Consider the following 23,711-nt stretch of genomic DNA (forward strand, 5'->3'; position numbering starts at 1 on the left):
CTTATTGGTGTTTGATTGTTTTTAATCATAACGGCGATTGTTGTAATTAAGTTAATTATTGTGCGAAACGACTCACAGGGGCTTCAGCAGACCATGCAGGAGCGGGAGCCGCAGTTGGACGTACACGAGGCTGAGGCATAGGAGCATCATTGAGTACAGAAGACTGCGAAGTAACTTGAACACAGGAAGGGGCAAATAGGAAAATACTGTCACCGATACGTTCTTGATGACCATCGAGGGCATAGGTTCCGCCTGCTACGAAGTCAACAGCACGCTGTGCTTGATCGGGGTCCATCATGGTGAGGTTCAGGACAACTGATTTGCGCTCACGTAATGCTTGGATTGCTTGAGGCATTTCTTCAAAGCTGCGAGGCTCCATTACCATTACTTGGGACAAACCATTTGTTGCACCAGGCATACCAATTACATTGCTCATACCGTCAGAAGTTGCTCTTAATGTTGTAGGACGTTCACGGGTGCGGCGAGTTTGTGGCTCCTCTGGTTCTGGGGCAGCGATCGCACCATTTTCTTCTTGGTAAATGTCTTGGTATTCACGGCTAGAGGCTTCGTCGTACTCATATTCGTACTCTTGAGCTTCAGACAAACCAACAAAATCCTTGAGCTTTGTAAAAATTCCCATCGTAATTAACTCCTAGTGTTTGCTCCTCAGTTTTGGCTCGGAAACCGAAACATCATACTTCTAGACTAGATGAGGAGTGCAATCTATATAAAGCAATCTCATTAAAGCAAAGAGTTGCTTTGTCTAGGTATGTTGGATTGTTTTTACTGTCTAAAACAGTATTGACAAAATGTTTACCCGCAAACTTTAACCGATAACAGGGAAAAAAGATAGATAAACTTGTTAAATTTTTCAAATACGACAAAATACGACTTTTCGTGCATAAAGCCTTGTTGTATATAGGACTTAACTACTTCAGTAAAGTATTTACCTATGAAGATATCCTTTTAATACTTAACAAGTTTTTAATAATTTGGCAAACTTACTTACCAATAAGGGATCTGCACAATCAAAGCTGTTCGCATTAAGAGTCTCTATGTGAGTCTAAATGATGATAATTGGAGGATGTGATATCAAGATTTAGATTTGTTCAAATAGAGATACTCTGAGAGTCATTTGTATTAATAGTCGCAAAAGATTAAAAACATAACATAGAATTGGTTAGCTATTTTTGCTTAGAACTAAACATAATTGCTGACCTTGATGCTGTTACTGGTTTACGATGCTTGCTAAGTATTCTAGGCTACAAAAAATGCGGATATTTAATGTTTTATTTGAAGGTTTTCAAACTGATTACTATAGAGAATTACCATAGTTACCATGAGTGTTACCAGATAAACGATTAAATATGCAGGATTATTATTTAGCGAAGAACGCTAAAACTTATAACAGGTTTGGGGATATCTGGCAAGTAAAAAATAATTGATAGTGATTTTCAAGCAAGAGAGGTACAGAAGTTCGTTTTCCTGACGAAGGCAATCAGATCTGACGGATACAGTCTGTTGAGGCTTAAAGTATCCAGAGAAATTTTTGAAAGTGCGGCTTCTCCGCACTTTCAAAAATTTCTCTGGGTTTCAATTCAGCGCTTTGCGCTGTATCCGTCGAGCTATGGTTGTGTTGGGGTAGAGGCTTTACTAGCTTCACGATCAATAGGCAAGATTAAAGGTGGGTTCTGATTATTTCCTAGAATTACGAGTTTTGAGTTTTGAGATTGTGCCAGTTTTTCGGTTGCCTCAATCTGACGCAATTGCAAGACTGCAGGTGTTAACCCCTCCGCTAGAATTTTTTGAGCATCTGCACTACCTTTGGCTTCGATGCGCTTGCGTTCTGCTTCCTGCGTCTCCTTTTCTAAAATAAATTTCATCTGCAAAGTTTCTTGCTCTGCCTTAAGTCTTTGCTGAATTGCAACCTGCAAGGTTTCAGGAATTTTGACATTACGGAGGAGAGCCTCATCGACAATGAAGCCAAGGGGGGCAAGTTGCGATCGCAGTTTTTCAGCAAGCTTCAAGCTAACTTCCTCACGTTTGGTTGCATATACCGCTTCGGCTGTATAACCAGAGACGATTTCCCGTGAAATTGACCGAAAGCGTGAGATTAGGATTTCCCTCTCTTCTAAGCCAATATTTTGATAAACACTTGCGGCTTTAGCAGGATCAATGCGGTATTGAATGCTGACATCAATGCCTATGGCTAGTCCTTCCTTAGAAGTTGCGGCAATTTCTTCTTTAAGATCGCGCAGTCTTGTTGAAAATTGCACCACATCAGCAAAGGGGTTGATTGCATGAATCCCTGCGTTTAAAGGACGATCGCTAACTTTGCCCTGAAAGTCTTCAACACCGACGCTTCCCGCAGGTATGACCACCAATACACGGCTCAAAGCATTTATGCCTGTGGCTAAGGCGATTACCCCTGCGATCGCTTTGATTACTAGTTGGGTGACACGATGATCAACTAAACGTTTGCTATTAAAAAATACAAGTATCGATACTAATGAGGCGATCGTCGAAACGATAAAGGACATTTAGATATACCTGTGATGGGAAAACCCTGATCGCTGATTAATTTTCTAAATTATATCTACAGTCAATCTTGGTGAAAGTGTGGCAAAACACTCTCTTTGAATACAGCTATAAAATCTTGAAGGTAATGCTTTGCGGCACTTTCGAGATTTAGGACTGTAAATAGCGACGATCGCAGTTACAATCGAGAATATCCCGCATTATGAGGTCTTTCAGAGTGCAAATTACCGACGGTAAATTGTTCTGAAACTATGGAAATCGAAGCTTTGCGATCGCGCCAGTGGTTTAAGCTCATTTGTGGTGCGAGTTATCAACATTTACCTGCAATACGACATTTAGCGCTGATCTATACCTTGGCGGGAGCTGATTGTATTGATATGGCTCCAGACCCTGCCACCATTGCCGCAGCTAGAGAGGGAATTGCTGCGGCAATGGATTTAGGCGCGACGCGATCGCCTTTGGTGATGGTTAGTTTTAATGATGGCGAAGACCCCCACTTTCGGAAAGCAGTTTTTGATCCTGAACTTTGCCCAACGAACTGCTCAAGACCTTGTGAGAAAGTATGTCCCACCACAGCAATTAAATTTGGGAATGATTACAATGGGGTTATCTCTGATCTTTGTTATGGGTGCGGTCGTTGTTTGCCGCTATGTCCAGTGCAGATTATTCAAACTCGCGAACAGGTTTATGTCCCTGAAGATATTTTTGATGAAGTACTTAACCAAAAAGTTGATGCGATCGAAATTCATACACAGCCCAACCGCACTCAAGAATTTGCTGCATTTTGGCAACGCCTAAGTCCGATCATTCCCAAGCTCCAATTGATGGCGGTCAGTTTCCCCGATTGCGAAAATTTACGGGATTATCTCATATCGCTAATCGCAGGAATGCAACCGCAGCCGCGATCGCTAATCTGGCAAACCGATGGTAGACCCATGAGTGGTGATATTGGTGATGGGGCAACGAGGGCAGCCCTACAACTGGGGCGAAAAGTATTGGACTTTCAGCTCCCCCTTGGCTTTGTGCAACTCGCAGGGGGAACCAATGCCAGCACCGTTCCTAAACTCCGCCAAGCGGATATTCCCGTCGCGGGAGTCGCCTATGGCAGCTATGCTCGGAAAATCGTGATGGATTTTCTCGAAGATTCAGGGGTAGAAATTCCCGATCGCCTTGAAGAGAAATCTTGTCTACTCTGGCAAGCCGTAGCGATCGCCAAACAATTAGTTTCCCAAATCAAACAAAACTGAAAGTACTGCTTCGCAGTACTTTCAGTTATAAAACCTAACCGTAAAACCTTTAAAAAGCCTAATGGACTCCATCCGCAAGCAAGTTACAGACAACCTCGATCAACTCCTCGATATTCTGCCACCACGCATCAAAAATAGCCTTGAACTCTGCGGCGGGTTAGAACAACTTGTCGAAATTGTGATGGACTTGGGCAGGTTGCCAGAAGCAAGGTATTTTGACAGTACTAAATATTTAACCGATGACCCAATTACCAAAGAAGATTTAGCGCATTGTGTCAAACAGGTTGGGGAATTTGGCGGCGATAATCGTGCAGGTATTGAGCGCACCCTCCACCGCATCAGCGCTATCCGCAACCGCAAAGGCGAAATTATCGGCTTAACCTGCCGTGTCGGTCGGGCAGTCTATGGCACGATCGCCATGATTCGCGACTTAGTGGAAACAGGTAAATCGATTTTATTGCTCGGTAAACCGGGGATGGGCAAAACTACGGCTCTGCGCGAAATTGCCCGTGTCCTTGCCGATGACCTCAATAAGCGCGTCGTCATTATCGACTCATCCAATGAAATCGCGGGCGATGGCGATATCCCCCACCCTGCGATCGGTCGCGCAAGAAGAATGCAAGTCTCTCAGCCAGAACTGCAACACCAAGTGATGATCGAGGCAGTAGAAAACCATATGCCCGAAGTGATTGTCATCGATGAAATTGGTACAGAACTCGAAGCTCTTGCCGCCAGAACGATCGCCGAACGGGGTGTGCAGTTAGTGGGTACAGCCCACGGTAATCAACTTGCCAATTTAATCAAAAATCCTACGCTTTCGGACTTGATCGGCGGGATTCAGTCAGTCACCCTCGGCGATGAAGAAATGCGGCGGCGCGGCTTGCCCCAAAAGAGCATTCTCGAACGCAAGGCACAACCCACCTTTGATATTGCGGTGGAAATGTGGGAGCGTTACCGTTGGGCAGTGCATAGCGATGTCGCAGGAACCATTGATATGCTCCTACGCGATCGCGACCCTGGGCGACAAATTCGTTCCGTCAGTGATGGGGGCGAAGTGACCACCACCGAGGAAAAGCCTAAAAATCCTGAAGTAATGCGTAATCCTGCGGTCAAGGGTTGGCGGGCAACAGGCAAGCTCAAACCCATCCCCCTCGATCCACAGGTACAGATGCGTTCTGAAGTTGCAAATTTGAGCAGCAAAATTAGTCAGACTTCAGTAGCAGAAATCAGCGAATCCAGCGATGAGGATATAGAGGAATTTAGCGATATTTCCTCTTATAGCGCTATCCAAGAGAGATTTGGCACACTCTATGTCTATCTCTATGGAGTCAGCCGCCATCAAACTGAGCAGGTAATTCAATCGATTAATTTACCGATCGAAGTCACCAAGGATCTCGATGAGGCGGATATTGTGTTGGCTTTGCGATCGCAAATTCGTACTAGTTCTAAAGTACGTCAAGTTGCCGAAGCACGGCAAATCCCGATTCACGCAATTAAAACCAGCACCCTACCCCAAATCAATCGTGCGCTCCGACGGATCTTGCATATCGATGAAAGCCCTGCCGACACGATTACTGATCTAAATATGTTTGCCTATGGCGACTCTGAAGACGAAATCGAAGCCCTCGAAGAAACTCGCCTCGCCGTTGAGCAAATCGTCATTCCTAAAGGTCAGCCCGTCGAGCTACTCCCCCGCTCATCAGTAATTCGCCGAATGCAGCATGAACTTGTTGAACATTATCAACTGCGATCGGAAAGCTACGGCTCTGAGCCCAATCGCCGTTTACGAATCTTTCCAAATTCATAACGTCCGTTCACTTATGGGCTGAGAGTTGCTGCTACGCAGCAACTCTTAGCCCATAAAACTTTAGAGGCAGTGCTAAGCACTGCCTCTAAAAAATAATCTCAACACAAAAAACTCTATTAGGGTAATTAACCGATTACCACAAAGCGGGCACAGGCGCAGCAGGTACTGCGGCTGGCGTTTCTACTCTAGGAGCAGGAACGGCAGGGGCTGGCTCTTCAGGAGCAGCACAAGCATTAAATCCTTCAGCAAGTAACGACGAGCAATAGGAGCTTGGCAAATCACGGGTGCGAATAGTCGCATCACTAAGAGTTTGCAAGTCCATCATTTCCCGATGAACTGCTCGCATAGCATTTGCTTGACGTTCAATCCATTGATCCCTAAATGTGGTTTGAAAATAGGCATCAGGTAAATTAGGATCAGAGGTCATATCCAAAACTTTGTTCTGTACCTGAGGGTAGGTAGCAGGAAAGTTCCGAGGATATTCATCCTGATCGGTAAGTCGGGGATCGGCAAGAGCCGCACCACTAGCTAGCAGCGTTGATGCTACAACTAGTGACGAAGCAAGCCAAGAGAACCGAGTACTCATATAAATACACATCCTCACAGTTGGACGCTGACTAATGTAGCAGATCCAGTCAATTTATGGCTGGTTTCCTAAAATTTGGGTATGTGGGATTGGAGCTAGACTGCCAATTCAATTTTGTGTGGCGAAGGGAGTGGCAACCTTTAAACTTAGAAAAAGCATATAAACAGCTATAGCCAGTTATGTTACAGCGCTTTGTATTTAGATCTGAATCAAAACAACTCTTAAAAGTCTTGCATAGTAGGACTTTTAAGAGTTGTTCTATGGTTCTTTTGCAGGCAAAGTCTCAAAACAAAATCTATAAAGAGAGTTGTGGCACAAAAGGCTGCAACTCTCTTTTGAGTTATGGCTATTAAAACTTGAAAACTCAGTACCTAAGTAAAAGTTGTGGAACATTCAAATCGCGAAAAATTACTAGACCTGTTTTGCCGTCTTGCTTATAAAAGTGGCGACTTTACCTTATCGTCTGGTCAAAAAAGTACTTATTACATTAATGGCAAGTTGGTGACATTACATCCCTTTGGGGGATTATGGACAGGTCAGGTTTTATTGTCCAAGTTACCAGAAGGAACGGGGGCGGTGGCAGGTTTGACATTAGGTGCTGATCCGATCGTGAGTGCAGTTAGCGTTGTCTCTGCTTACGAAAATAAACCAATTCCTGCTTTGATCATCCGAAAACAACCAAAAGGACATGGTACAGGGGCATGGATTGAGGGACCAGAACTTGCGCCTAATACCAATGTGGTAGTGCTGGAGGATGTGGTGACAACAGGGCAATCAGCTTTATTTGCGGTCGAAAAATTGCGTGATGCAGGTTATACCGTGACCCATGTATTAACACTGGTCGATCGCCAACAGGGTGGGGCTGAGCTTTACGCGAAGGAAGGTTTACAATTTGGTGCAGTATTCGATATTGGCGAAATTCAAAACTATGCAAAAGGGATAAGTTAATTACAAGTACTTTGCACTTTAGTCTGAACTAATAGTTTCAAAGTACGGCTTAGCTGTACTTTGAAACTATTAGTTCATAAAAGTTAAGTCTCAGTTATTTTTTGGAATTTATATTTTTGTCTGAGGCAAAATATAAATTGCTATATAGAGCTTTTCTCGCACAAGATTTACAAGACGGGTGTTCCTAACCCCATGGTTATTTAATATAAAGATTTAATTACAGGTTTAAAAAATGGTGATTACAAATCTATTACATCGGTTGTGGTGCTTCGTTCAAGCATTGCCAAAGATAACAAACAGATGGCAAAGGCTCAGTTGTGGGGCGATCGCATTATTAATTAGTTTTAATTTGTTGGCAGTTCCAGCTTTTGCTTTGCAGGTATCGGATATTCCCGACCTTTCCGAAATCAAGACACTGGCGGATCAGACTTGGGTGATTGATGACTCAGAAGTATTAAGTGCTTTGACCAAAAGTACAACCGCGAGTAAAGCTGCAAAACTAGCCGAACAGACGGGTATTGATGTGCATGTGGTGGCAATCCAGCGCATTGATTTAGGACAGCCCACTTCCGAGTTTGCCTCCGAACTATTTGATAAATGGTTTCCAACAGAATCAGATAAAGCTAATCAAGTATTACTACTGCTTGCTACAGAAGACCATCGCACTGCTATTCAAACTGGCTCTAAGGTAAAGGAGTTATTACCAGACAGCATTGCTACTAGTATTGCCGATGAGACAATGCTCTATCCTGCACGTAAAGCCAACTATAACCAAGCAGTTAATGAGGGTATCTCTCGCTTAGAAGCAGTGCTAAGGGGTAAACCAGATCCCGGTGCACCGCTTTTGGTGGTAGAGGAATCGGAGACCAGCAATTATGCAACAAAAGAGGAAACTGAAGCGAGTTCATCAAACGTAGTTGTGATCCTACTACTGATATTAGCCACACTATTACCAATGGCAACCTACTATTGGTTGCAAGGTAAACCATAAATCATTAAAAATCATAAAACATTAAAAAAACGTCAGTTCGGGTTAAGCTGGCAAATTTTAAATCCCAAAAGAAAAGTCTTGCTACGCAAGGTTTTTCTTTTGGGATTTGAGAGAGGGTTTGCTACGCAAACCCTCTCTCAAATCCCGTTTCAAATTATCTCGAACTCAAGTTAAAAAAGGAGCGCTTTGCGCTCCTTTTTTATTCATAAACATCTTGTACTAAGTTTGGTGGAGTCACGGCGCGAGTCACGCGCACTTTATGGCTTTCTCTCTGAGTTTGAGCCTCGATCGCGATCGCTTCAAACGCAACATCGATACTGCTAAGGGGAATAGAAATATTCGTGCGGGTTTCGATAAATTCTGTATTAGGAACCACACTAAAATCTAATAGCCAACGTGGACCATCAATAATTGTGCGAGTTTGCAAATCCTTAATCCAGAACTTCACAAAGAACTTGGGTGCGATCGCAGGTAAGCGGACAGTCACGATCATTGGTGTACCAGAGACGATTTCACCTGCGGGAACAAGCAACTCAGGGACTGGAATTGGCTCTTGCTCTGAGAGAGGCTGAGTTGAAGATTCTTGAATATTACGGATTGTTTGAGCCGTTTCAGAAAGGGCTGCCGCAGCCGCATTGGCACTTCCACTAACTGGAAAACTATTAGAGTCAATAGGATCTTCCCAAACATATTCATTGAGAATATGATCGGAGAAATCGGTTTCTGGAGCAAGTAATCGGTCAAGTTCTAGATCAAGTTCGCGATCAAGTTCAGCGAGACTAGCTTCCTCAGCAATCGTAAGTGGTGGTTGATTGGGGTTATCTAAGTCAATTGATAAGCCCGATAGATTTTCAGGTAAGTGATCAGGAGAACTCAAGGGATCACTAGTTGGGAACTTGTCAAGCAGTAACTCTTCATTACGCTGACTTTCTTTTTGAGCGGCGATCGCTTCAGCTGATAGAGTTTGGAGTTTATTTAGAAAACGATTGTTACGCCCACGCGAATTCTCAGACCTATTCTGACGAGGCAGTATTGGCGGATTGATAGATGCAGTTTCTCGTTTAGGTTTCTCTAATAGATCCTCATAGTTTTTGGGAAGCTCTTCCTCAAAACTATAGAATAGTTCGGGTTCCTCTGCCGATGGCTCAGTATTAGCAGGTTCTGAAAAATCAGTTAAGGCAAACTCTGCCTCTATTTGCTGTAACTCATCGAATTCTACCTGTGGAAAACTCTGCGGATATTCCTCGGATATAGGAAGATTTTCAAGGTTAACAGGATTATCGATAGTCCTATTTTTGAGTGATGGTAACGGTGGTAACGATAAAGAAGTTGGTGGATGTTGAATCTGTTCTGGCTCGATCTCAGAGGCTTTGGGCTTCCTAGAAGGTAAAGGCGGCAGACTCAACGAAGGTGTTGTTTTTGCTTTTGGGGTTGGTTCGGGTGTAGGATTTTGCGCGCCCCTTGATACCTGTGGAAAACTTTGTAAAGACTGTGGATAACTAGAAGAATTACTTGATTCTTCAATGTTTACAGCATCATAGGAAGAACTAGAGCTATCTTGAGTCTGATACTTCTGTGCTTCTTTCAGCATCTCAGGGAGAACTCTTGACGCAGGATAGGAAACGGCGATCGCCTGCTGGGTGATAAATAAGTCTCCATACTGCTGAAAATCTTGCTGCGGATGAATCTGCACTTCTCCAATCAAGACTTGGATTTCCGATGGTGGTGGCACATTGACTTGGTAAGAAAATGGAATGGCTCCTGTTGCGGTATTGCGATTACCGATATTGGCGATCGCATAGCGCTCATGCACAACGACCTCAAGGGTTTGGGGATCCTTGAGGCTGACTTCAATCTCTCCGTTAGTATAAGCATCGCCAGCTAGATTGAAGCTATTATCGTCTTTGATAATATATTGAGGCTGTTGGAGGCGAAGTAAGATGCGTGGTTGTAGGGGCGCTTCAGAGGGAAGGTCAGACTGCTCACCTGCTAAGGGATCTGGATTTGCTAATTCATCACGATTGAGGCGATCGCTAGTAATTTCTTTAGAATTTGTTGATTCCGAATCATCACTCTCATCATCTAGTTCATCGGTAAACAGTGCAAACTCTTCAAACATTGATTGCACTAGTTCAGTCGATCGCTGCTCAGCGATGTCTAGAATCGGGGAACTATAACTAAGCGGAGTTGGCTCAGTTTGCTCGATACCCAGTGCATTAGTATGTATCTCGTTGGGAAACTCTGACGGAGTTTCCGCATCTTCTTCAGGGTCACTGTCAATATATTGCCATTCTGAACCAAAGTCCGCAGAGATGGGAATTACGTCAAACTTAACTGTTTTTTTCCACGGGGGAAGATCATTCGCATTGTCCGATTCAGACTCATCCCCAGTATTAGATTGCTCAACATCAGATTTTACCGAGAGACAATCAATTTGCCATAGCCCCGGCACAAAATTGGTATAGGGCATAACGATTACCAAACCGTCATGGCTGAGGCGTTTGACTAATTTCTGCTGAAGAGGCTGATGCCGCACATCAGCAAGCGGACGATAGGCGATCGCAATACCAACTAGCACGTTCGCTAAATCAGAGCGTGCAGCGAGTCTGTACTGCCCTTCCAAAATCTCCACAGTTGGAGATTCTAGGGGCAACCAGGACTTGTCACCTTTTCGTTGTAACAAAAACTCCCAGTTTTCCATGGCGGCGATCGCGAGTTAAATCGGTAAGGTGTGTTTAGTTGCAAATACTAACCCATCTGGGCAGGTATAGCAATTAAACAGAGCTGTGAAGTGTGAGTTTTATCTAAGGTAAAACTCACACTTCACAAGGGCTAGATCGAAAGCCCTAATTTCAGACCTAAAGCCGCATGAACAAATAATAAGAGTACGATCGCACTACCTAGATAAGCATGGGCATTACGGAGTAATGGCTTATTACCCCCAAATCCAGTTAGAGAGATAGCTCCATTAATTGCCAACAAAGTCAGAACTACTGAGCCTGTGATGAAATGAGGACTCTCAAGAAGGGGTTTGCCTTGCATTACTAGGGAAAGTAAACCACCACTGTAGCCTAGAGCCAAGAAAGTAGTCATTAACGGGGCAACCTTGCGGTGATCAGCTTTATTTTTAATCGCAACTTCAGTATCTGTGACCATGCGACCACGCCATCCTGAAATAGCAACAAATGATCCCATCGCAAAAATAACGATCGCCATGAAAAATGGATGTCCCCAGTGAGTCACTGGTGCAGGAATATTCAGAGATTTGAATTGATCGGCAATGGGCTGAAGGGACTCAGCCATCTTAGTAGCAAATTCAGTCATAGATTTGTGCAGAGTTTGATGCAAAAGTGCAATGAACAATTATTAAAAATCTTTACAATTTTTAATAATTGTAGCGGCTCTCTGGGATCTCGCTGTCATCAAATAACAACAAAAGTTTTGAAAAGTTTTTCCCTTTTGATGGCGTGGCTTTTCCACGCTATCAAAAGGGGCTTTGTAACCTAATTAACCACCATGCTATCGAGAGGATCAGACATATCTGTATGCAAAGATGGTTCGGGAAGATCATCAACTAACTGATGCTGTGGCGGGACATAGGAATGGCTCACCGAATCGTAGGCAAGCACTTCACCAGTTTCCAGATTGTAAACCCAGCCATAAATATTTAAACGTCCTTGATATAAACGAGATCGCACCAGTGGATAGGTTTTGAGATGATCGATTTGCGTTAATACATTTTCGGCACTAGTGATTTCTAGTAACTCTTTATTCCGTAAATGGCTATAGTTCTCTTTCACCAAGCGTCGCGTCCCTTCTGCAAGTTTTAGCCATTCATAAACGATCGGCATTTCTTCTCGCAAATGCTCCAGCTTTAATAAACCATTCATCGCTCCACAGTGAGTATGTCCACAGACAATCACCTGCTCAATCTCCAAGGATTGAATGGCATATTCAATCGTTGCACCTTCACCGCTTAAACTACCATAGGGTGGGATAATATTACCTGCATTGCGCATAATGAAAAGCTCTCCCACATCCGCTTTAGTCAGCAAGTTAGGGTCAATCCGTGAATCAGAACAGGTAATAAATAAAACTCTCGGTTTCTGTCCCATTCCTAACTTCTCAAACAGTTCTAAATGGGATGGAAAATGATTATCTTTAAATTCGCGCAAACCCCTAATTAGTTTTCGCATAGAAGCACTTTTATTACTTTATTTATTAACCATAGAAGCTACCACAATGCTTAGAACAACAACGTAAACTAGAAATGCTTCTTTGCAATCAAATAGTTAACGCGAGTTCGAGATAATTTGCAACGGGCTTTGAGAGAGGGTTTGCGTAGCAAATCCTCTCTCAAACACCAAAAGTAAAAGCCTTGCGTAGCAAGGCTTTTACTTTTGGTGTTTTAAAATTTGCCAGCTTAACCCGAACTGACGTTAGTTATTCAAACTGCGATCGCTATTAAATGTAAGTAAGAATTTTTTGATCTTACGAAGGTTGTAAAGAACAGTTCTGTAAATAAACAGAAACCAGAACATAAATGTTCTTTTTATAATATATTGACGAGAATTATTAGAGCAGGTATGTAAATTCTCAATTGTTGATGCCTCTGCACAGTAAAGCTTATAGCCTAAAATCAAGAACTCCTTATCTTGCCAATAGGATTCACCATATTGGTTCAGGGTATCATTGCGGACATCACTGCGATGCAAATGATGGGAAACAATGCTTAAACAAGGATTAGCAACAACTAGGCTTGCTTCCACTGCGCGTTGGGCAATCATCTGATCACAGCCTAAAATACCTAAGTGGTAGTTAGACTGAAATGAGCGCAGTGGAGTACGGAATACCCAGCAATCATGGGAACCAATATCAGCTTTTTCAGTTAATACCCATTGATTTTCCCCTTCCTCGTCATAGCGAGAAATTGTCCAAAAAGAATCGCTAGAAATATTGTTAGCTAAATCCAGTCGGCTATTTTCATCAAAATAGATATCTGCATTACAGATAGCAATTACTTGATCGTTTCCAAGCTGATTTGCGATCGCAAAAAAATCAGAATAAAGTGGTCTTTGATCAATTTTAATGATTTCTAACTTCTCGTCCTTAATTTCATTGAGCAAATTTAGATCTGCTTCATTATGGTTGTTTTTTACTTCCAATAAGACTTTAATCTGTTTGATGGATGGATTGGATAGATTAATCTGGAGACATCTAAGATATTCAGCAAATCTTTTACTCTGACAAGGAATGTGAAAAGTCGTAAATAGCGTAACCATAGTTAGATCTTCAGTAATTCTAGATTCCCAATTCTGCATCAACGCTCGTTGATGGGTACATAGGTTACATCATGTAACCCTGTGTACATTTGGGTAGGACGGAACAATCGGTTATCGGAAAGTTGTTCTTTCCAATGCGCTAGCCATCCAGGTACACGAGCGATCGCAAAAATTGTAGTAAACAAATTACTGGGAATTCCCAACTTCTTGTAAACCAATCCCGAATAGAAATCAACATTAGGATGAATTCCCTTACTTGCAAGCTTCTCATAGGCTTGCTTTTCCAATTCTAAAGCAACATCGTAGTAAGGATCGTGACCGAATTTGTCAAACAACTCATGTACTAATCCCTGAAGGACAATCGCACGCGGATCTTTCACTTTATAAATACGATGTCCAAAGCCCATAAGCTTCTCTTTCCGCTCAATTTTGCGTTGGAGATAAGAAGTTACGTTATCGACGGAGCCAATTTCTTCGAGCATATTCATTACCTCCTCATTAGCTCCACCATGCAAAGGTCCAGCCAGAGTACCGATCGCCGAAGTCATCACCGCATAGGGATCAGTTAAGGTCGAAGCAGTCACCAAAGCGGCGAAGGTCGAAGCATTAACTGTATGCTCAGCATGGAGAGTCAAACATACATCAAAAATACGTGCCGCCAGAGGATCAGGAACCTTCTCATTTAACATGTAGAGAAAATTGGAAGCATAATCTAAATCATCACGAGGCATCACAGGATCATTGCCTTGACGCATCATGTGAAAGGCTGCCACCATAGTTGGGACTTTAGCTAACAGTCTCACTGTTGCTTGATAGATATAGTCTAAGTCATGGAAATTCCCCAAAGGATAAAACATTCCCAACGCCGCAACACTAGTTTGTAGCGCATCCATAGGATGAGCATTATCTGGAAATGACTTAATCATGTCGCGAATACGATATTTGATTCTTCTTCTATGGGTAATATCGTGTTCAAATTCATTTAGTTGAATGGCTTTGGGTAGATCACCGAAGATTAATAAGTAACTGGTTTCAAGGAAATTACTATACTTGCAAAGATCCTCGATACGGATACCCCGATATTCGAGCAACCCTGCTTGACCATCAACATAACTTATGTTTGATTGGGTGGCAGGCACTCCTTCTAAACCAGGCTTATATTCTCCGATTGCCATATATTAGCTACCTTACAAGATTGATTTTGTTGATTTCTGGGATTATTTTATCGTTTGAATGCTTATGATTACGCATCTAGTGCTGCAAGAATGTGTGGCAGATTGCACTAACGCAATTTTAGCGCTGTAAAAATGCAACTTGTAAATACCATCACTTTCTAAAAACTGGTATGAGCGCAAGCATTGCTCACGCTCATACCAGTTTTGCTTAAGGCTTAGATAGGCGATAGATTGTAACTATCTAAATTAACTATCTAAATTTTTATTGAAATGGGTTATTGCCATATTTGCCAAAGAGAGTAGCTTCACCCTTAATAACGGCTTTACCGAGGTTAAAGGCTGCCCAGAAAACTACCAAGACAACTGGTCCTAATACAACTAATACTCTCCAATCCATATATTTACACCTTAAATAAAATTAAATAGAAATTGCTTTTAGCCCCTATTATGACAGTAAATCTGTCCAAAAAGTAGATGAGCAGGGGCATGTCCCACTACTTTGTCAACGTTATTTGACTAGTTCGTGATATATGTCATCTGTCTAGTTTTAATTTTTTATGGAATACTGGCAAGCTTTTATTTTGGGGATTGTGCAAGGACTGACTGAGTTTTTGCCTATTAGTAGCTCAGCACACCTGAAGGTTGTCCCCGCCCTTCTGCGATGGAATGATGCTGGAGTATCTTTTGATGCTGTGATCCAGCTTGGGAGTATTGTGGCTGTGGTGAGCTACTTCTGGAAAGATCTCAGCAATATTACGCTTGGGAGTATTGTGGCTGTACGCAAGAAACAGTACAAATCGCAGGAGTTTAAACTCGCTGTGGCGATCGCCTTAGGGACAGTTCCGATTTTATTTGGCGGCTTGCTGATTAAAGTATTGGTAAAAGATTACGACAACTCACCTTTACGGAGTTTGACCGCGATCGCGATCGCCTCAATCTTTATGTCGATCTTGCTTGCCCTAGCTGAGCTATTTGGACAAAATAGCCAAAAAGAAAAGCGCCATTTTCAAAGAGTCAGAGTTATTGATGGGATCTTGATGGGTTTAGCCCAAACGATGGCACTTGTTCCGGGGGTATCCCGTTCTGGTTCGACCTTAACCGCAGGTTTATTTCTTGGTTTAGATCGAGTTGCCGCCACGAGATTTTCATTTTTGTTAGGGATTCCTGCAATTACGATCGCAGGTTTGGTGGAGTTGCTGAGCATTATCAAAAAGGGCTTTGATGTTGGCGCAGGACAGTTAGCTGTTGGACTATTCTCTTCAGTGATTTTTTCCTACTTGGCGATCGCATGGCTCCTCAAGTTCTTTCAAACCCATACTACATGGGTGTTTGTTGGCTATAGACTAGCTTTTGGGGCATTACTACTCACAGGTGTAGGCTTAGGCTGGTTTAAATAAAACCCAAAATTTAGAATAAGGAATCGATTCTTAGTGGCACGGCAAAGCCGCGCCACTAAGAATCGATTCCTTATTAAATCTAAGTATGAATTCTCTAGATCAACAAATAAATTTTTGCTAGAGCAAAAATTTATTTGTTGATCTACTGTATAGTTATAGATCGCACGATCTTTTATGCTCGGATCGGGTTGTTTGTAAAATTGGTGAACTTCACTCGCCAATACCTGTACGGCATCTACTGAATATTTAAAAACCATGAGTTACGCAATCATTGAAACAGGCGGTAAGCAATATCGCGTCGAAGTCGGCAGATTTTATGACGTTGAATTACTTGAAGCCGAACCAGACAGTAAATTGACCATTGATAAAGTTTTGTTTGCCAACTTAGACGGTGACATTTCTATTGGTCAGCCTATCGTTGATAATGCAAGTGTCGAAGTTACTGTACTGCGCCACCTAAAGGCAAAAAAAGTAATCGTTTATAAAATGCGTCCCAAGAAAAAAACTCGCAGAAAGAACGGTCACCGTCAGCCCCTCACCCGCATCATGGTTGAAGCAATCAATCTAAGTGGTAAGGCTGCTTAAGTATATAAAAAAGGCGCAAAGCGCCTTTTTTATCAGTTTCTGTTAATCATTACGAGGATCAAAAACAAATGGCACATAAGAAGGGTACAGGTAGTACAAGAAACGGTCGTGACTCTAATGCTAAACGCCTTGGCGTAAAGCGTTATGGTGGTCAAGTTGTTAAAGCTGGCAGCATTCTAGTGCGTCAGCGTGGCACAAAGTTCCACCCTGGTAATAATGTTGGTCGTGGTAGCGATGATACTCTATACGCAACCGTTGACGGCATTGTCACCTTTGAACGTTTTGGTAAAACCCGCAAAAAAATTAGTGTTTATGCTCCTGTAGAAGCTGCATAAAGCATATACATCTATCGTCTGTGTTATAAACCCAAGAAGAGAATGGCGACGCTTCGCGTCGCCATTCTCTTCTTGGGTTTTATGTACTAATACACTTGGTGGCAGATATATAAAGCCAATAAAAAAGCAGCGCTTAGCGCTGCTTTTTTATTGGCTATTTTTGAGAGCCTCATATTGCTGTAAAACGCTTCTGAGTTTATCGATCTGAATTGGTTTGCTAATGTAATCATTCATGCCTGCCTTGCGACAGACATATTGATCATCATGGGTTGCATTGGCAGTAATGGCAACGATCGCAATCGGTGACATTTGGGATTCAAGTTCCTGATTACGAATATATTGAGTTGCTTCTATACCATCCATTTCAGGCATCTGAATATCCATGAGGATCAGATCGTAGGATTTATTGGCGATCGCTTTAATTACTTCTTGACCATTGCCCACCACATCAGCTTCATATCCCAAGTGCTTAAGTACACGCAGAGCTACTTTTTGATTGACAAGATTGTCTTCAGCTAACAGGATGCTCAAGGGGGTATGCACTGATGAAGAAGAGGAATTGCTGAGATCGTCACTAATATTGCAATCTGGTGTTTGATTGCTCGTTGACTGATCTAGGTTCCCTAAAGTATCCATAACTTATAGTGGGTATACTGAGTTCTCTTGCTAACCCATGATTTGGGGGACACGGAAAAAGTCTTCCTCGCGATCAGGGGCGCAGTTGAGTAAGACTTCGCGATCAGCAAATGGTTGCAATATATCAGGACGAGTAATATTGACTGTATTAACTGCTCTTGTGGTTGGTTCAACTCCTTCTAGCAAAGGATCTAGTTCATTTAACTGTTGAAAATAGTCCAAAATACTATCCAGTTGCTTAGTAAAGGAAATTTCTTCAGCTTCAGTTAGTTGTAAACGTCCCAAGCGGGCAACGTGGCGAACTTGCTCTCTGTCAATCATGATAATTACATAAATTATAAATTTAAATAAGCTTAGTTGTGGTGTCCAACTTTAGAAGAAAAGATTAATATCAGCTCTACCTGTTGTTTTTAACCAGTTTTGCGCTTCGATATAGTTGTTAGGTGCGAGGCGGATGGCTCTTACCCAATGATCGGCAGCAGTGTTGAAGTATTCTTCCGCCTGTTCTTCATCCTGAGCATTTTCGCCTTTGTGGTGATAAATCACAGCAACATTGTTTAGAGCTTGGGGCATCCGAGGATTAAGATCGATCGCTTGCTCATAATATTCCAGAGCCTTGTCATGATCGCCATTACTAGCATGGATTAAGCCCATGTTGTAATAAATGTAGCTGCGATCATAGGCATTTTCTTCAAGTTTGAGAGCTTCTTCGTAGTTGCTTAAAGCTTCAGCATATTCACCATCGCCTTGGGCAGACATCCCATCACGGTAGTAGGCAAAGGCTTCTTTTTCTTTCTGACTTGCAGGAAAGAGTTTTAAAATCGTGTCAGCAATAACGGTAAAGGTTTGATCGACGAAGTTGTCATTACGTTGCGATCTAGGCATAGTTCTTTATAAATTGGCAGTCAGTTGTTAACCAGCATATCAAATAAAGATGTAGGGGTAATTCAGGAATTGCCCCAGATGCATTAGTAGCCAGTTATGTTAGCTAAAAAGCAGAAGAGAGTTGCGGCGCAACTCTCTTCTGCTTTTTAGCTAGAAGCACTTGTATAAAATCTCAGCGCAAATTTCCAGAATTTATTTGAAGCATAAAGCAAGACGATCGCTAAAAAGCTAGACCCAATAATCCAGACTGCTTCACCACGTCCTAGCAAAGCTTCCGCAGGTACAGTGGTCAAAAAGGCGATCGGCACAACGAAGGTAAAAAAGAAACGGTAAGAAGCAGGATAAGCTGCCATCGGATATCTGCCAGCCTCCATCAGTCCTCGCAGAACCTCGGTAACGTTATAAATTTTTACAAACCAGATACTAGTTGCCCCCAACATAAACCAAATGCTATAGAGGCTGATAAAACCAAAGGTGAGGGGAATTAAAGTTAATAGATAATTGCTAAGTGCTAAACCGAGCTTACTGCCTGCATAGAACAGAATACAGGAACCAAAAACGAGGTTAGGAAATCCCCAAGGCGAAATTACCCTTGCTGATAGCCAAAACTGGCTACTGATAGGCTTTAACAAAACAAAGTCTAATGTCCCGTTCTGAACATGCTCAACGATTTTACTGAGATTTGGGGCTAGAAATGTGGTCGAAAATCCTTCGAGGATCGTGAAGATACCAAGGACAACGATCGCTTCTTCCCAACGCCAGCCCGCAAAGGTGTAACCAGTGCGGTAAAACAAAAACAAACCAAATAAGCTACCTGCTAAGTTGCCGATACTACCAATAGCAGCGATCACAAAATTAATTCGATATTCCAGTTCCGCAGCGATCGCCGTTGACCAGAACAGCTTAAGGGTATGTAGATATCTACTCATAATTTAATTTTGCATTAGAAACAGCCAAGAATGAAGACAACACCCTTGGCTATTTCTAATGTGAGCAATTAATTAGGCTCTAGGCGTAGCCACGACCTCTAGGGCGATCGTTAGTACGTTCACCACGAGGCTTAGCCTTATTAACGCGCAGGGTACGTCCCAGCCATTCAGCCTCATTAAGTGCAGCGATCGCAGCTTCTTCCTGAGCATCATCCTCCATATCCACAAAGGCGAAGCCCCGAACCCGACCTGTTTCTTGGTCGGTAGGCAATTGCACACGCTTTACAGTGCCGTAGTCTGAGAAAACGCTTGTCAAATCATCCTTAGCAGCTTGATAAGACAAATTTCCAACGTAAATAGTCACAGTCAGTTCGCTCCAAAAAAGAGATCGATATAATAATTTAGCCAGTCTTCGGAAAAGACTCGCTCGATCCGAGATCTCACAAATCCAACCTAAATTTCAGCTTTGATATAAGTTTACCGTTTACCCGCAACAATTTGCGTAGGCTGTATTACAAAGCTTTGTATAAGTGATGATATGCAGATATCAAAGTGGACAAAAAAATAAATTCCTTACTAGAAGCGGTATTTACGGCGATTTGAGACCACTTACAACCCTATTTTTCTGGGCTTAAATTCAAATTTCTTTCCAAAGGTATAGGTTAAATTAACTAGACAACGTGGGATTTTCCACTAAATTTCATCTTATTTAATAAGACATGAAAATTTTTTGAGAAATAGTTTTAAGAATTCTCTGTCAAAACAATATTGATAATCATGGATATTGCAAACTACATAAAAATTTATAGAAAATCATGAATGCACTTAATCAGTTATTGTCTCTTTTTGAAGTTTTGACTAAGTACAGAGAAATTTTTGAAAGCGTGGCGAAGTCACACTTTCAAAAATTTCTCTGGTTTTTAATTCAGCGCAACGCGCTGTATCTGTGGGGTATGATGACAGATGTCTCAAAATATCCTCTGTTTAATCTAGCTTGAAGTAAAGCTACAAAAGCGATACAAAAGCTATACCAAAAAGCTATACAAAAATATGGGTAAACAAAGCCGCCTGCTTGCCTTCGTATTGGCAATCTTATTAGGGGCTGTGTATCTAATCGTCATGTATCCACCTAAATTAGGTTTGGATCTACGAGGTGGCGCACAGCTTACACTCCAAGCAAAAACTAATCCTGAACAAGGTATTAATGAAATTACGCCGCGCATTATGGAAACCGCCAAGTTTGTGGTGGAGCAGCGTATTAATGGTTTAGGAGTTTCCGAAGCCACAATTTTGCTAGCGGGTAATAATCAACTGATCGTCCAGTTACCGGGGGTCAATGATCCTGCCCAAGCTGAGCGCGTACTTGGCACAACTGCTCAACTTGATTTTCGGAAGCAAAAAAAAGGCACGGAAGGTGAGCTAAGAGCAAGATTGCAAATTCTACAGGCAGCAACGGTTCAGCGCGAGATCCTCAAAAATTCTGGTGATCAAAAGGCGATCGCGGAAAATGAAGCCACATATAAAAAGAGCATTGAAGATCTTAAGGGCATCTTTGAACGCACAGGATTAACTGGCAATATGCTCAAAGATGCCGTTGCATCGCCGAGTGGCAATGGTCCCGACTCTTGGCAGGTTGCTCTAACCTTTGATGATAAGGGTGGTGATCTATTTGCTAAAACTACTGGCGAAATCGGTGGCACTGGCCGAGTCTTAGGAATTTTCTTAGATGACAAATTAATTAGCTCTCCCTCAGTTGGTCCAGAATTTCAAGGTAAAGGCATTTCAGGTGGACGAGCCGTCATCACAGGCAACTTTACGTTAGATTCCGCAACTGAATTAGCGTTGCAGCTACGCGCAGGGGCTTTACCCGTACCCGTCGAAATTGTCGAAAATCGCACCGTTGGTGCAACCCTTGGGGCAGATAGCATTCTCAGCAGTATCTATGCTGGTGTATCAGGCTTAGCACTAGTCCTGATTTTTATGGTGCTTTACTACCGCATTTTGGGCGTAGTTGCCGATATTGCGCTAATTACCTATGCGGTGATTACCTATGCCTTGTTTAGCTTGCTCGGTGTGGTACTGACCTTACCAGGTATTGCAGGATTTATTCTCAGTATTGGGATGGCTGTGGATGCCAACGTCCTAATTTTTGAACGTACTAGAGAAGAGTTGAAAGCAGGACGCACACTTTATAAATCCGTTGAGGCAGGCTTCTATCGCGCATGGTCAAGCATCCTTGATAGTAATGTAACTACCCTAATTGCTTGTTTAACTCTGTTTTGGTTGGGTTCAGGATTTGTGAAGGGCTTTGCCGTCACCCTTGGGGTAGGGGTAATCGTCAGTATGTTTACGGCAATTACTTTGAGCCGATCGCTAATGTTAGCGATGATTAGTAACCCTCAATTCCGTAAGCCTGAATACTACGGCATGAAAGCTTTTGGCAAAATCTCGACAGTGACGACTGATATTGAAGCCGAGACAGAAGTAGTGGATGACCAAAACGATAAGACAGACAATACAAAAGACAATACAAGCGGTGCAGTTCTATGAGATTAGATGTAATTAAAAACGCGCGTCTTTACCTCACGATTTCCACAGCAGTGATTGTGGCGGGAATTGTGGCGATGGTGTTGTCCTTTCAGCAGTTAGGCTCTCCATTACGCTTAGGAATTGACTTTACAGGTGGTTCTAGTGTGACGCTTGGCTTAGCTTGTAATGGAGATACTTGTGGCAAACCCATTGATATTGCGGTAGTACGTCAGGCCGTAGAAAGTAAAGGATTTGCGAATAGTGTCATCCAATTAGTTGAAGGCAAGGACTTAAAAGGAGTCTCAGTACGTACTGCGCATCTCTCGACTGAGGAGCGCGAAAAGCTGAAGTCGACACTAACGGAGTCTTTGAAACAATATGGCGAAGTCGATCCCAAAAAGTCACAGCTTGATGAAGTTGGTGCAGCGATCGGTCAACAAGCGCTTCGGAATGGCTTATTGGCAATTTTGCTTTCCTTTGCAGGTATTGGTATTTATTTAGCATTCCGCTTTCAGCTAGATTATGCAACCTTTGCGGTGTTAGCACTCTTTCATGACATTTTCGTGACGGTTGGGACTTTCTCGATCTTGGGTTTGACTTTGGGCGTAGAGATTGACAGCTTATTTATTGTGGCGATGTTGACGATCTGTGGCTTTTCCGTCAATGACACCGTGGTAATTTACGATCGCATTCGCGAAAATGTAAAACTTGATACGGGTAACACGAGTTTTAACGATCTAGTTAATGCCTCGGTCAATCAAACTCTAGGGCGATCAATTAATACTTCACTGACAGCGACATTACCTCTGATCGCAATTTTCTTGTTTGGTGGTGCAACCTTAAGGTTTTTCTCCCTAGCTCTGATCATTGGCTTCTTATCTGGTGCTTATTCCAGTATCTTTAACGCCAGTATCTTGCTGGCATGGTGGCGCAGTCGTCAAACTTCTAAACTCAACCAATCAACCGTCGAAGCAAACTAAGTCATAGAAAGGCTCCCACATGGGAGCTTTTCTGTAATTGCAACAGTATTCACATCAAAAAATGGCACTGAGTAATGGATAGTGAAGATATTGATACGGTTTCTAATGAGCTAGAGGATTCATTCTCTGAGCAAATTCTAGAGCGTCAAGTGCAAAGGCTGATTGAGGTGCAAACCTATTTGCGATGGATTTTTGATGTCTTTTTATGGCTAACGGTGGGAACGGCAAGTATTTGGGCTTTGCGATCGGAAATAGAGCTATGGATTGCAGCCTTTACATGGGCGGCAGTCCGCATGAGTTTGGTTTATAATCGCTTGCCAATGTTGGGCTTGGGGATATGTATTGCGATGACTTTGGCAACTCTGGTATGGCAGAGTTCGATTATTTTGTGGGGGGTGAGTCCGAGAGAAAAGCGATCGCTAATTAATCAAGTCAAAAGCATCAGGGAAGCAGGGAAAAGTCATCCATTATGGCGCTGGGTCTGTGAAGAGAAGATTACCAACTAAGAAAACTTAGGACTGCCATAATTTGAGTTCACATTCCTTTTTCAAAAAGCTCCCAAAGAAGACAAAAGCCACTAATCTTTTGGTTTTAATGCATTTTTAAAGCCTAAAACCAGCAAAATATTAGTCATTGTCAAAAATGACTCCGCACTGCCATGTAGCCAATCAACATTAGCTAATACATCATGATATTGATTCTGAGCGTAAAGCCCTGCGGGAATTGTAATAGCTACAAATACTAAAGTTCCATAAAAGCCCCATAGTCCTAGCTTGGGAAATTGCTTTGATTTTGTGGCAAACCACAGAAAGGCAAGGTAGGGAAATAGAGATAGTCCAAATAGGGTTTCTTGAGACATAG

Annotated in this window: 25 protein-coding genes; 10 read left to right on the forward strand and 15 right to left on the reverse strand. The window is 42.5% G+C overall.

Going from position 1 to position 23,711, the window contains the following annotated elements:
* Positions 1–55 precede the first annotated feature (55 nt).
* Both NMG48_RS07755 and NMG48_RS07760 read right to left on the reverse strand, forming a co-directional pair.
* Positions 56–640, reverse strand: a complete 585-nt coding sequence (locus tag NMG48_RS07755) for a cell division protein SepF (RefSeq protein WP_126389442.1) — start codon at positions 638–640, stop codon at positions 56–58.
* 985 nt (positions 641–1,625) lie between these two features.
* Positions 1,626–2,540 (reverse strand): prohibitin family protein, encoded by a 915-nt coding sequence (locus NMG48_RS07760; protein ID WP_271254699.1) that lies wholly within the window; start codon positions 2,538–2,540, stop codon positions 1,626–1,628.
* Positions 2,541–2,789: 249 nt separating this feature from the next.
* On the opposite strand from NMG48_RS07760, the gene NMG48_RS07765 reads away from it, so the two are divergent.
* Together NMG48_RS07765 and NMG48_RS07770 are read left to right on the forward strand one after the other, a co-directional pair.
* On the forward strand, positions 2,790–3,785 hold the full coding sequence (locus NMG48_RS07765; protein ID WP_271254700.1) for a Light dependent period protein LdpA domain-containing protein: 996 nt from the start codon (positions 2,790–2,792) through the stop codon (positions 3,783–3,785).
* A 61-nt stretch (positions 3,786–3,846) separates the two neighbouring features.
* The gene (locus tag NMG48_RS07770) at positions 3,847–5,592 is read left to right on the forward strand and encodes a R3H domain-containing nucleic acid-binding protein (RefSeq protein ID WP_271254701.1); all 1,746 of its coding nucleotides are present in this window, start codon (positions 3,847–3,849) and stop codon (positions 5,590–5,592) included.
* Positions 5,593–5,725: 133 nt separating this feature from the next.
* Here NMG48_RS07770 and NMG48_RS07775 read toward each other — a convergent pair whose 3' ends face one another.
* Positions 5,726–6,178 (reverse strand): hypothetical protein, encoded by a 453-nt coding sequence (locus NMG48_RS07775; protein ID WP_271254702.1) that lies wholly within the window; start codon positions 6,176–6,178, stop codon positions 5,726–5,728.
* 384 nt (positions 6,179–6,562) lie between these two features.
* Here NMG48_RS07775 and pyrE point away from each other — a divergent pair, with 384 nt between their 5' ends.
* Together pyrE and psb32 are read left to right on the forward strand one after the other, a co-directional pair.
* The gene (gene pyrE / locus NMG48_RS07780) at positions 6,563–7,126 is read left to right on the forward strand and encodes an orotate phosphoribosyltransferase (protein ID WP_271254703.1); all 564 of its coding nucleotides are present in this window, start codon (positions 6,563–6,565) and stop codon (positions 7,124–7,126) included.
* A gap of 232 nt (positions 7,127–7,358) precedes the next feature.
* Positions 7,359–8,117 carry a photosystem II repair protein Psb32 gene (gene psb32 / locus NMG48_RS07785; RefSeq protein WP_271254704.1) on the forward strand — a complete coding sequence of 253 codons (759 nt, stop codon included), beginning with the start codon at positions 7,359–7,361 and terminating at the stop codon, positions 8,115–8,117.
* Positions 8,118–8,316: 199 nt separating this feature from the next.
* On the opposite strand, the gene NMG48_RS07790 is transcribed toward psb32, so the two are convergent.
* The 6 genes from NMG48_RS07790 to NMG48_RS07815 form a co-directional block, all read right to left on the reverse strand.
* Positions 8,317–10,818, reverse strand: coding sequence for a hypothetical protein (locus tag NMG48_RS07790; RefSeq protein WP_271254705.1), 2,502 nt, complete (start codon positions 10,816–10,818; stop codon positions 8,317–8,319).
* A 131-nt stretch (positions 10,819–10,949) separates the two neighbouring features.
* The gene (locus NMG48_RS07795; protein WP_271254706.1) at positions 10,950–11,441 is read right to left on the reverse strand and encodes a DUF4079 domain-containing protein; all 492 of its coding nucleotides are present in this window, start codon (positions 11,439–11,441) and stop codon (positions 10,950–10,952) included.
* A 179-nt stretch (positions 11,442–11,620) separates the two neighbouring features.
* Positions 11,621–12,313 carry a carbonic anhydrase gene (locus NMG48_RS07800; RefSeq protein WP_271254707.1) on the reverse strand — a complete coding sequence of 231 codons (693 nt, stop codon included), beginning with the start codon at positions 12,311–12,313 and terminating at the stop codon, positions 11,621–11,623.
* 243 nt (positions 12,314–12,556) lie between these two features.
* A complete protein-coding gene (locus NMG48_RS07805; protein ID WP_271254708.1) occupies positions 12,557–13,399 on the reverse strand; it encodes a hypothetical protein in 843 nt (280 codons plus the stop codon).
* Between the two features lie 38 nt (positions 13,400–13,437).
* The gene (locus NMG48_RS07810) at positions 13,438–14,574 is read right to left on the reverse strand and encodes a citrate synthase (RefSeq protein ID WP_271254709.1); all 1,137 of its coding nucleotides are present in this window, start codon (positions 14,572–14,574) and stop codon (positions 13,438–13,440) included.
* A 262-nt stretch (positions 14,575–14,836) separates the two neighbouring features.
* A complete protein-coding gene (locus NMG48_RS07815) occupies positions 14,837–14,971 on the reverse strand; it encodes a photosystem II protein Y (protein WP_126389466.1) in 135 nt (44 codons plus the stop codon).
* Positions 14,972–15,131: 160 nt separating this feature from the next.
* On the opposite strand from NMG48_RS07815, the gene NMG48_RS07820 reads away from it, so the two are divergent.
* The 3 genes from NMG48_RS07820 to rpmA all read left to right on the forward strand — a co-directional run bounded on the left by NMG48_RS07820 (position 15,132) and on the right by rpmA (position 16,891).
* The gene (locus tag NMG48_RS07820; protein ID WP_271254710.1) at positions 15,132–15,971 is read left to right on the forward strand and encodes an undecaprenyl-diphosphate phosphatase; all 840 of its coding nucleotides are present in this window, start codon (positions 15,132–15,134) and stop codon (positions 15,969–15,971) included.
* A 255-nt stretch (positions 15,972–16,226) separates the two neighbouring features.
* Positions 16,227–16,556, forward strand: a complete 330-nt coding sequence (gene rplU, locus NMG48_RS07825) for a 50S ribosomal protein L21 (RefSeq protein ID WP_271254711.1) — start codon at positions 16,227–16,229, stop codon at positions 16,554–16,556.
* Positions 16,557–16,624: 68 nt separating this feature from the next.
* The gene (gene rpmA, locus NMG48_RS07830) at positions 16,625–16,891 is read left to right on the forward strand and encodes a 50S ribosomal protein L27 (protein WP_126389474.1); all 267 of its coding nucleotides are present in this window, start codon (positions 16,625–16,627) and stop codon (positions 16,889–16,891) included.
* A 147-nt stretch (positions 16,892–17,038) separates the two neighbouring features.
* Here rpmA and NMG48_RS07835 read toward each other — a convergent pair whose 3' ends face one another.
* The 5 genes from NMG48_RS07835 to NMG48_RS07855 form a co-directional block, all read right to left on the reverse strand.
* The gene (locus tag NMG48_RS07835) at positions 17,039–17,527 is read right to left on the reverse strand and encodes a response regulator (protein WP_271254712.1); all 489 of its coding nucleotides are present in this window, start codon (positions 17,525–17,527) and stop codon (positions 17,039–17,041) included.
* Positions 17,528–17,557: 30 nt separating this feature from the next.
* The gene (gene gatC, locus NMG48_RS07840; protein ID WP_126389478.1) at positions 17,558–17,848 is read right to left on the reverse strand and encodes an Asp-tRNA(Asn)/Glu-tRNA(Gln) amidotransferase subunit GatC; all 291 of its coding nucleotides are present in this window, start codon (positions 17,846–17,848) and stop codon (positions 17,558–17,560) included.
* A gap of 51 nt (positions 17,849–17,899) precedes the next feature.
* Positions 17,900–18,412, reverse strand: a complete 513-nt coding sequence (locus tag NMG48_RS07845) for a photosystem I assembly protein Ycf3 (protein ID WP_126389480.1) — start codon at positions 18,410–18,412, stop codon at positions 17,900–17,902.
* A gap of 146 nt (positions 18,413–18,558) precedes the next feature.
* On the reverse strand, positions 18,559–19,341 hold the full coding sequence (locus tag NMG48_RS07850) for an ABC transporter permease (RefSeq protein WP_271254713.1): 783 nt from the start codon (positions 19,339–19,341) through the stop codon (positions 18,559–18,561).
* Positions 19,342–19,420: 79 nt separating this feature from the next.
* The gene (locus tag NMG48_RS07855; RefSeq protein ID WP_126389484.1) at positions 19,421–19,705 is read right to left on the reverse strand and encodes an RNA recognition motif domain-containing protein; all 285 of its coding nucleotides are present in this window, start codon (positions 19,703–19,705) and stop codon (positions 19,421–19,423) included.
* Between the two features lie 686 nt (positions 19,706–20,391).
* On the opposite strand from NMG48_RS07855, the gene secD reads away from it, so the two are divergent.
* The 3 genes from secD (at position 20,392) to NMG48_RS07870 (ending at position 23,356) form a co-directional block, all read left to right on the forward strand.
* Positions 20,392–21,891: a protein translocase subunit SecD gene (gene secD / locus NMG48_RS07860; RefSeq protein WP_271254714.1), complete on the forward strand. Its 1,500-nt coding sequence runs from the start codon at positions 20,392–20,394 to the stop codon at positions 21,889–21,891.
* Entirely contained in the window at positions 21,888–22,850 is a 963-nt protein-coding gene (secF, locus tag NMG48_RS07865; protein ID WP_271254715.1) for a protein translocase subunit SecF, read from the forward strand. Before secD ends, secF begins: the two co-directional genes overlap by 4 nt.
* Positions 22,851–22,924: 74 nt before the next feature.
* The gene (locus NMG48_RS07870; protein WP_271254716.1) at positions 22,925–23,356 is read left to right on the forward strand and encodes a hypothetical protein; all 432 of its coding nucleotides are present in this window, start codon (positions 22,925–22,927) and stop codon (positions 23,354–23,356) included.
* Positions 23,357–23,427: 71 nt separating this feature from the next.
* On the opposite strand, the gene NMG48_RS07875 is transcribed toward NMG48_RS07870, so the two are convergent.
* Positions 23,428–23,709, reverse strand: coding sequence for a DUF3593 domain-containing protein (locus NMG48_RS07875; RefSeq protein WP_271254717.1), 282 nt, complete (start codon positions 23,707–23,709; stop codon positions 23,428–23,430).
* Positions 23,710–23,711: the final 2 nt, after the last annotated feature.

The sequence above is a fragment of the Pseudanabaena sp. Chao 1811 genome (assembly GCF_027942295.1).
In the GTDB taxonomy this organism is placed as follows: domain Bacteria; phylum Cyanobacteriota; class Cyanobacteriia; order Pseudanabaenales; family Pseudanabaenaceae; genus Pseudanabaena.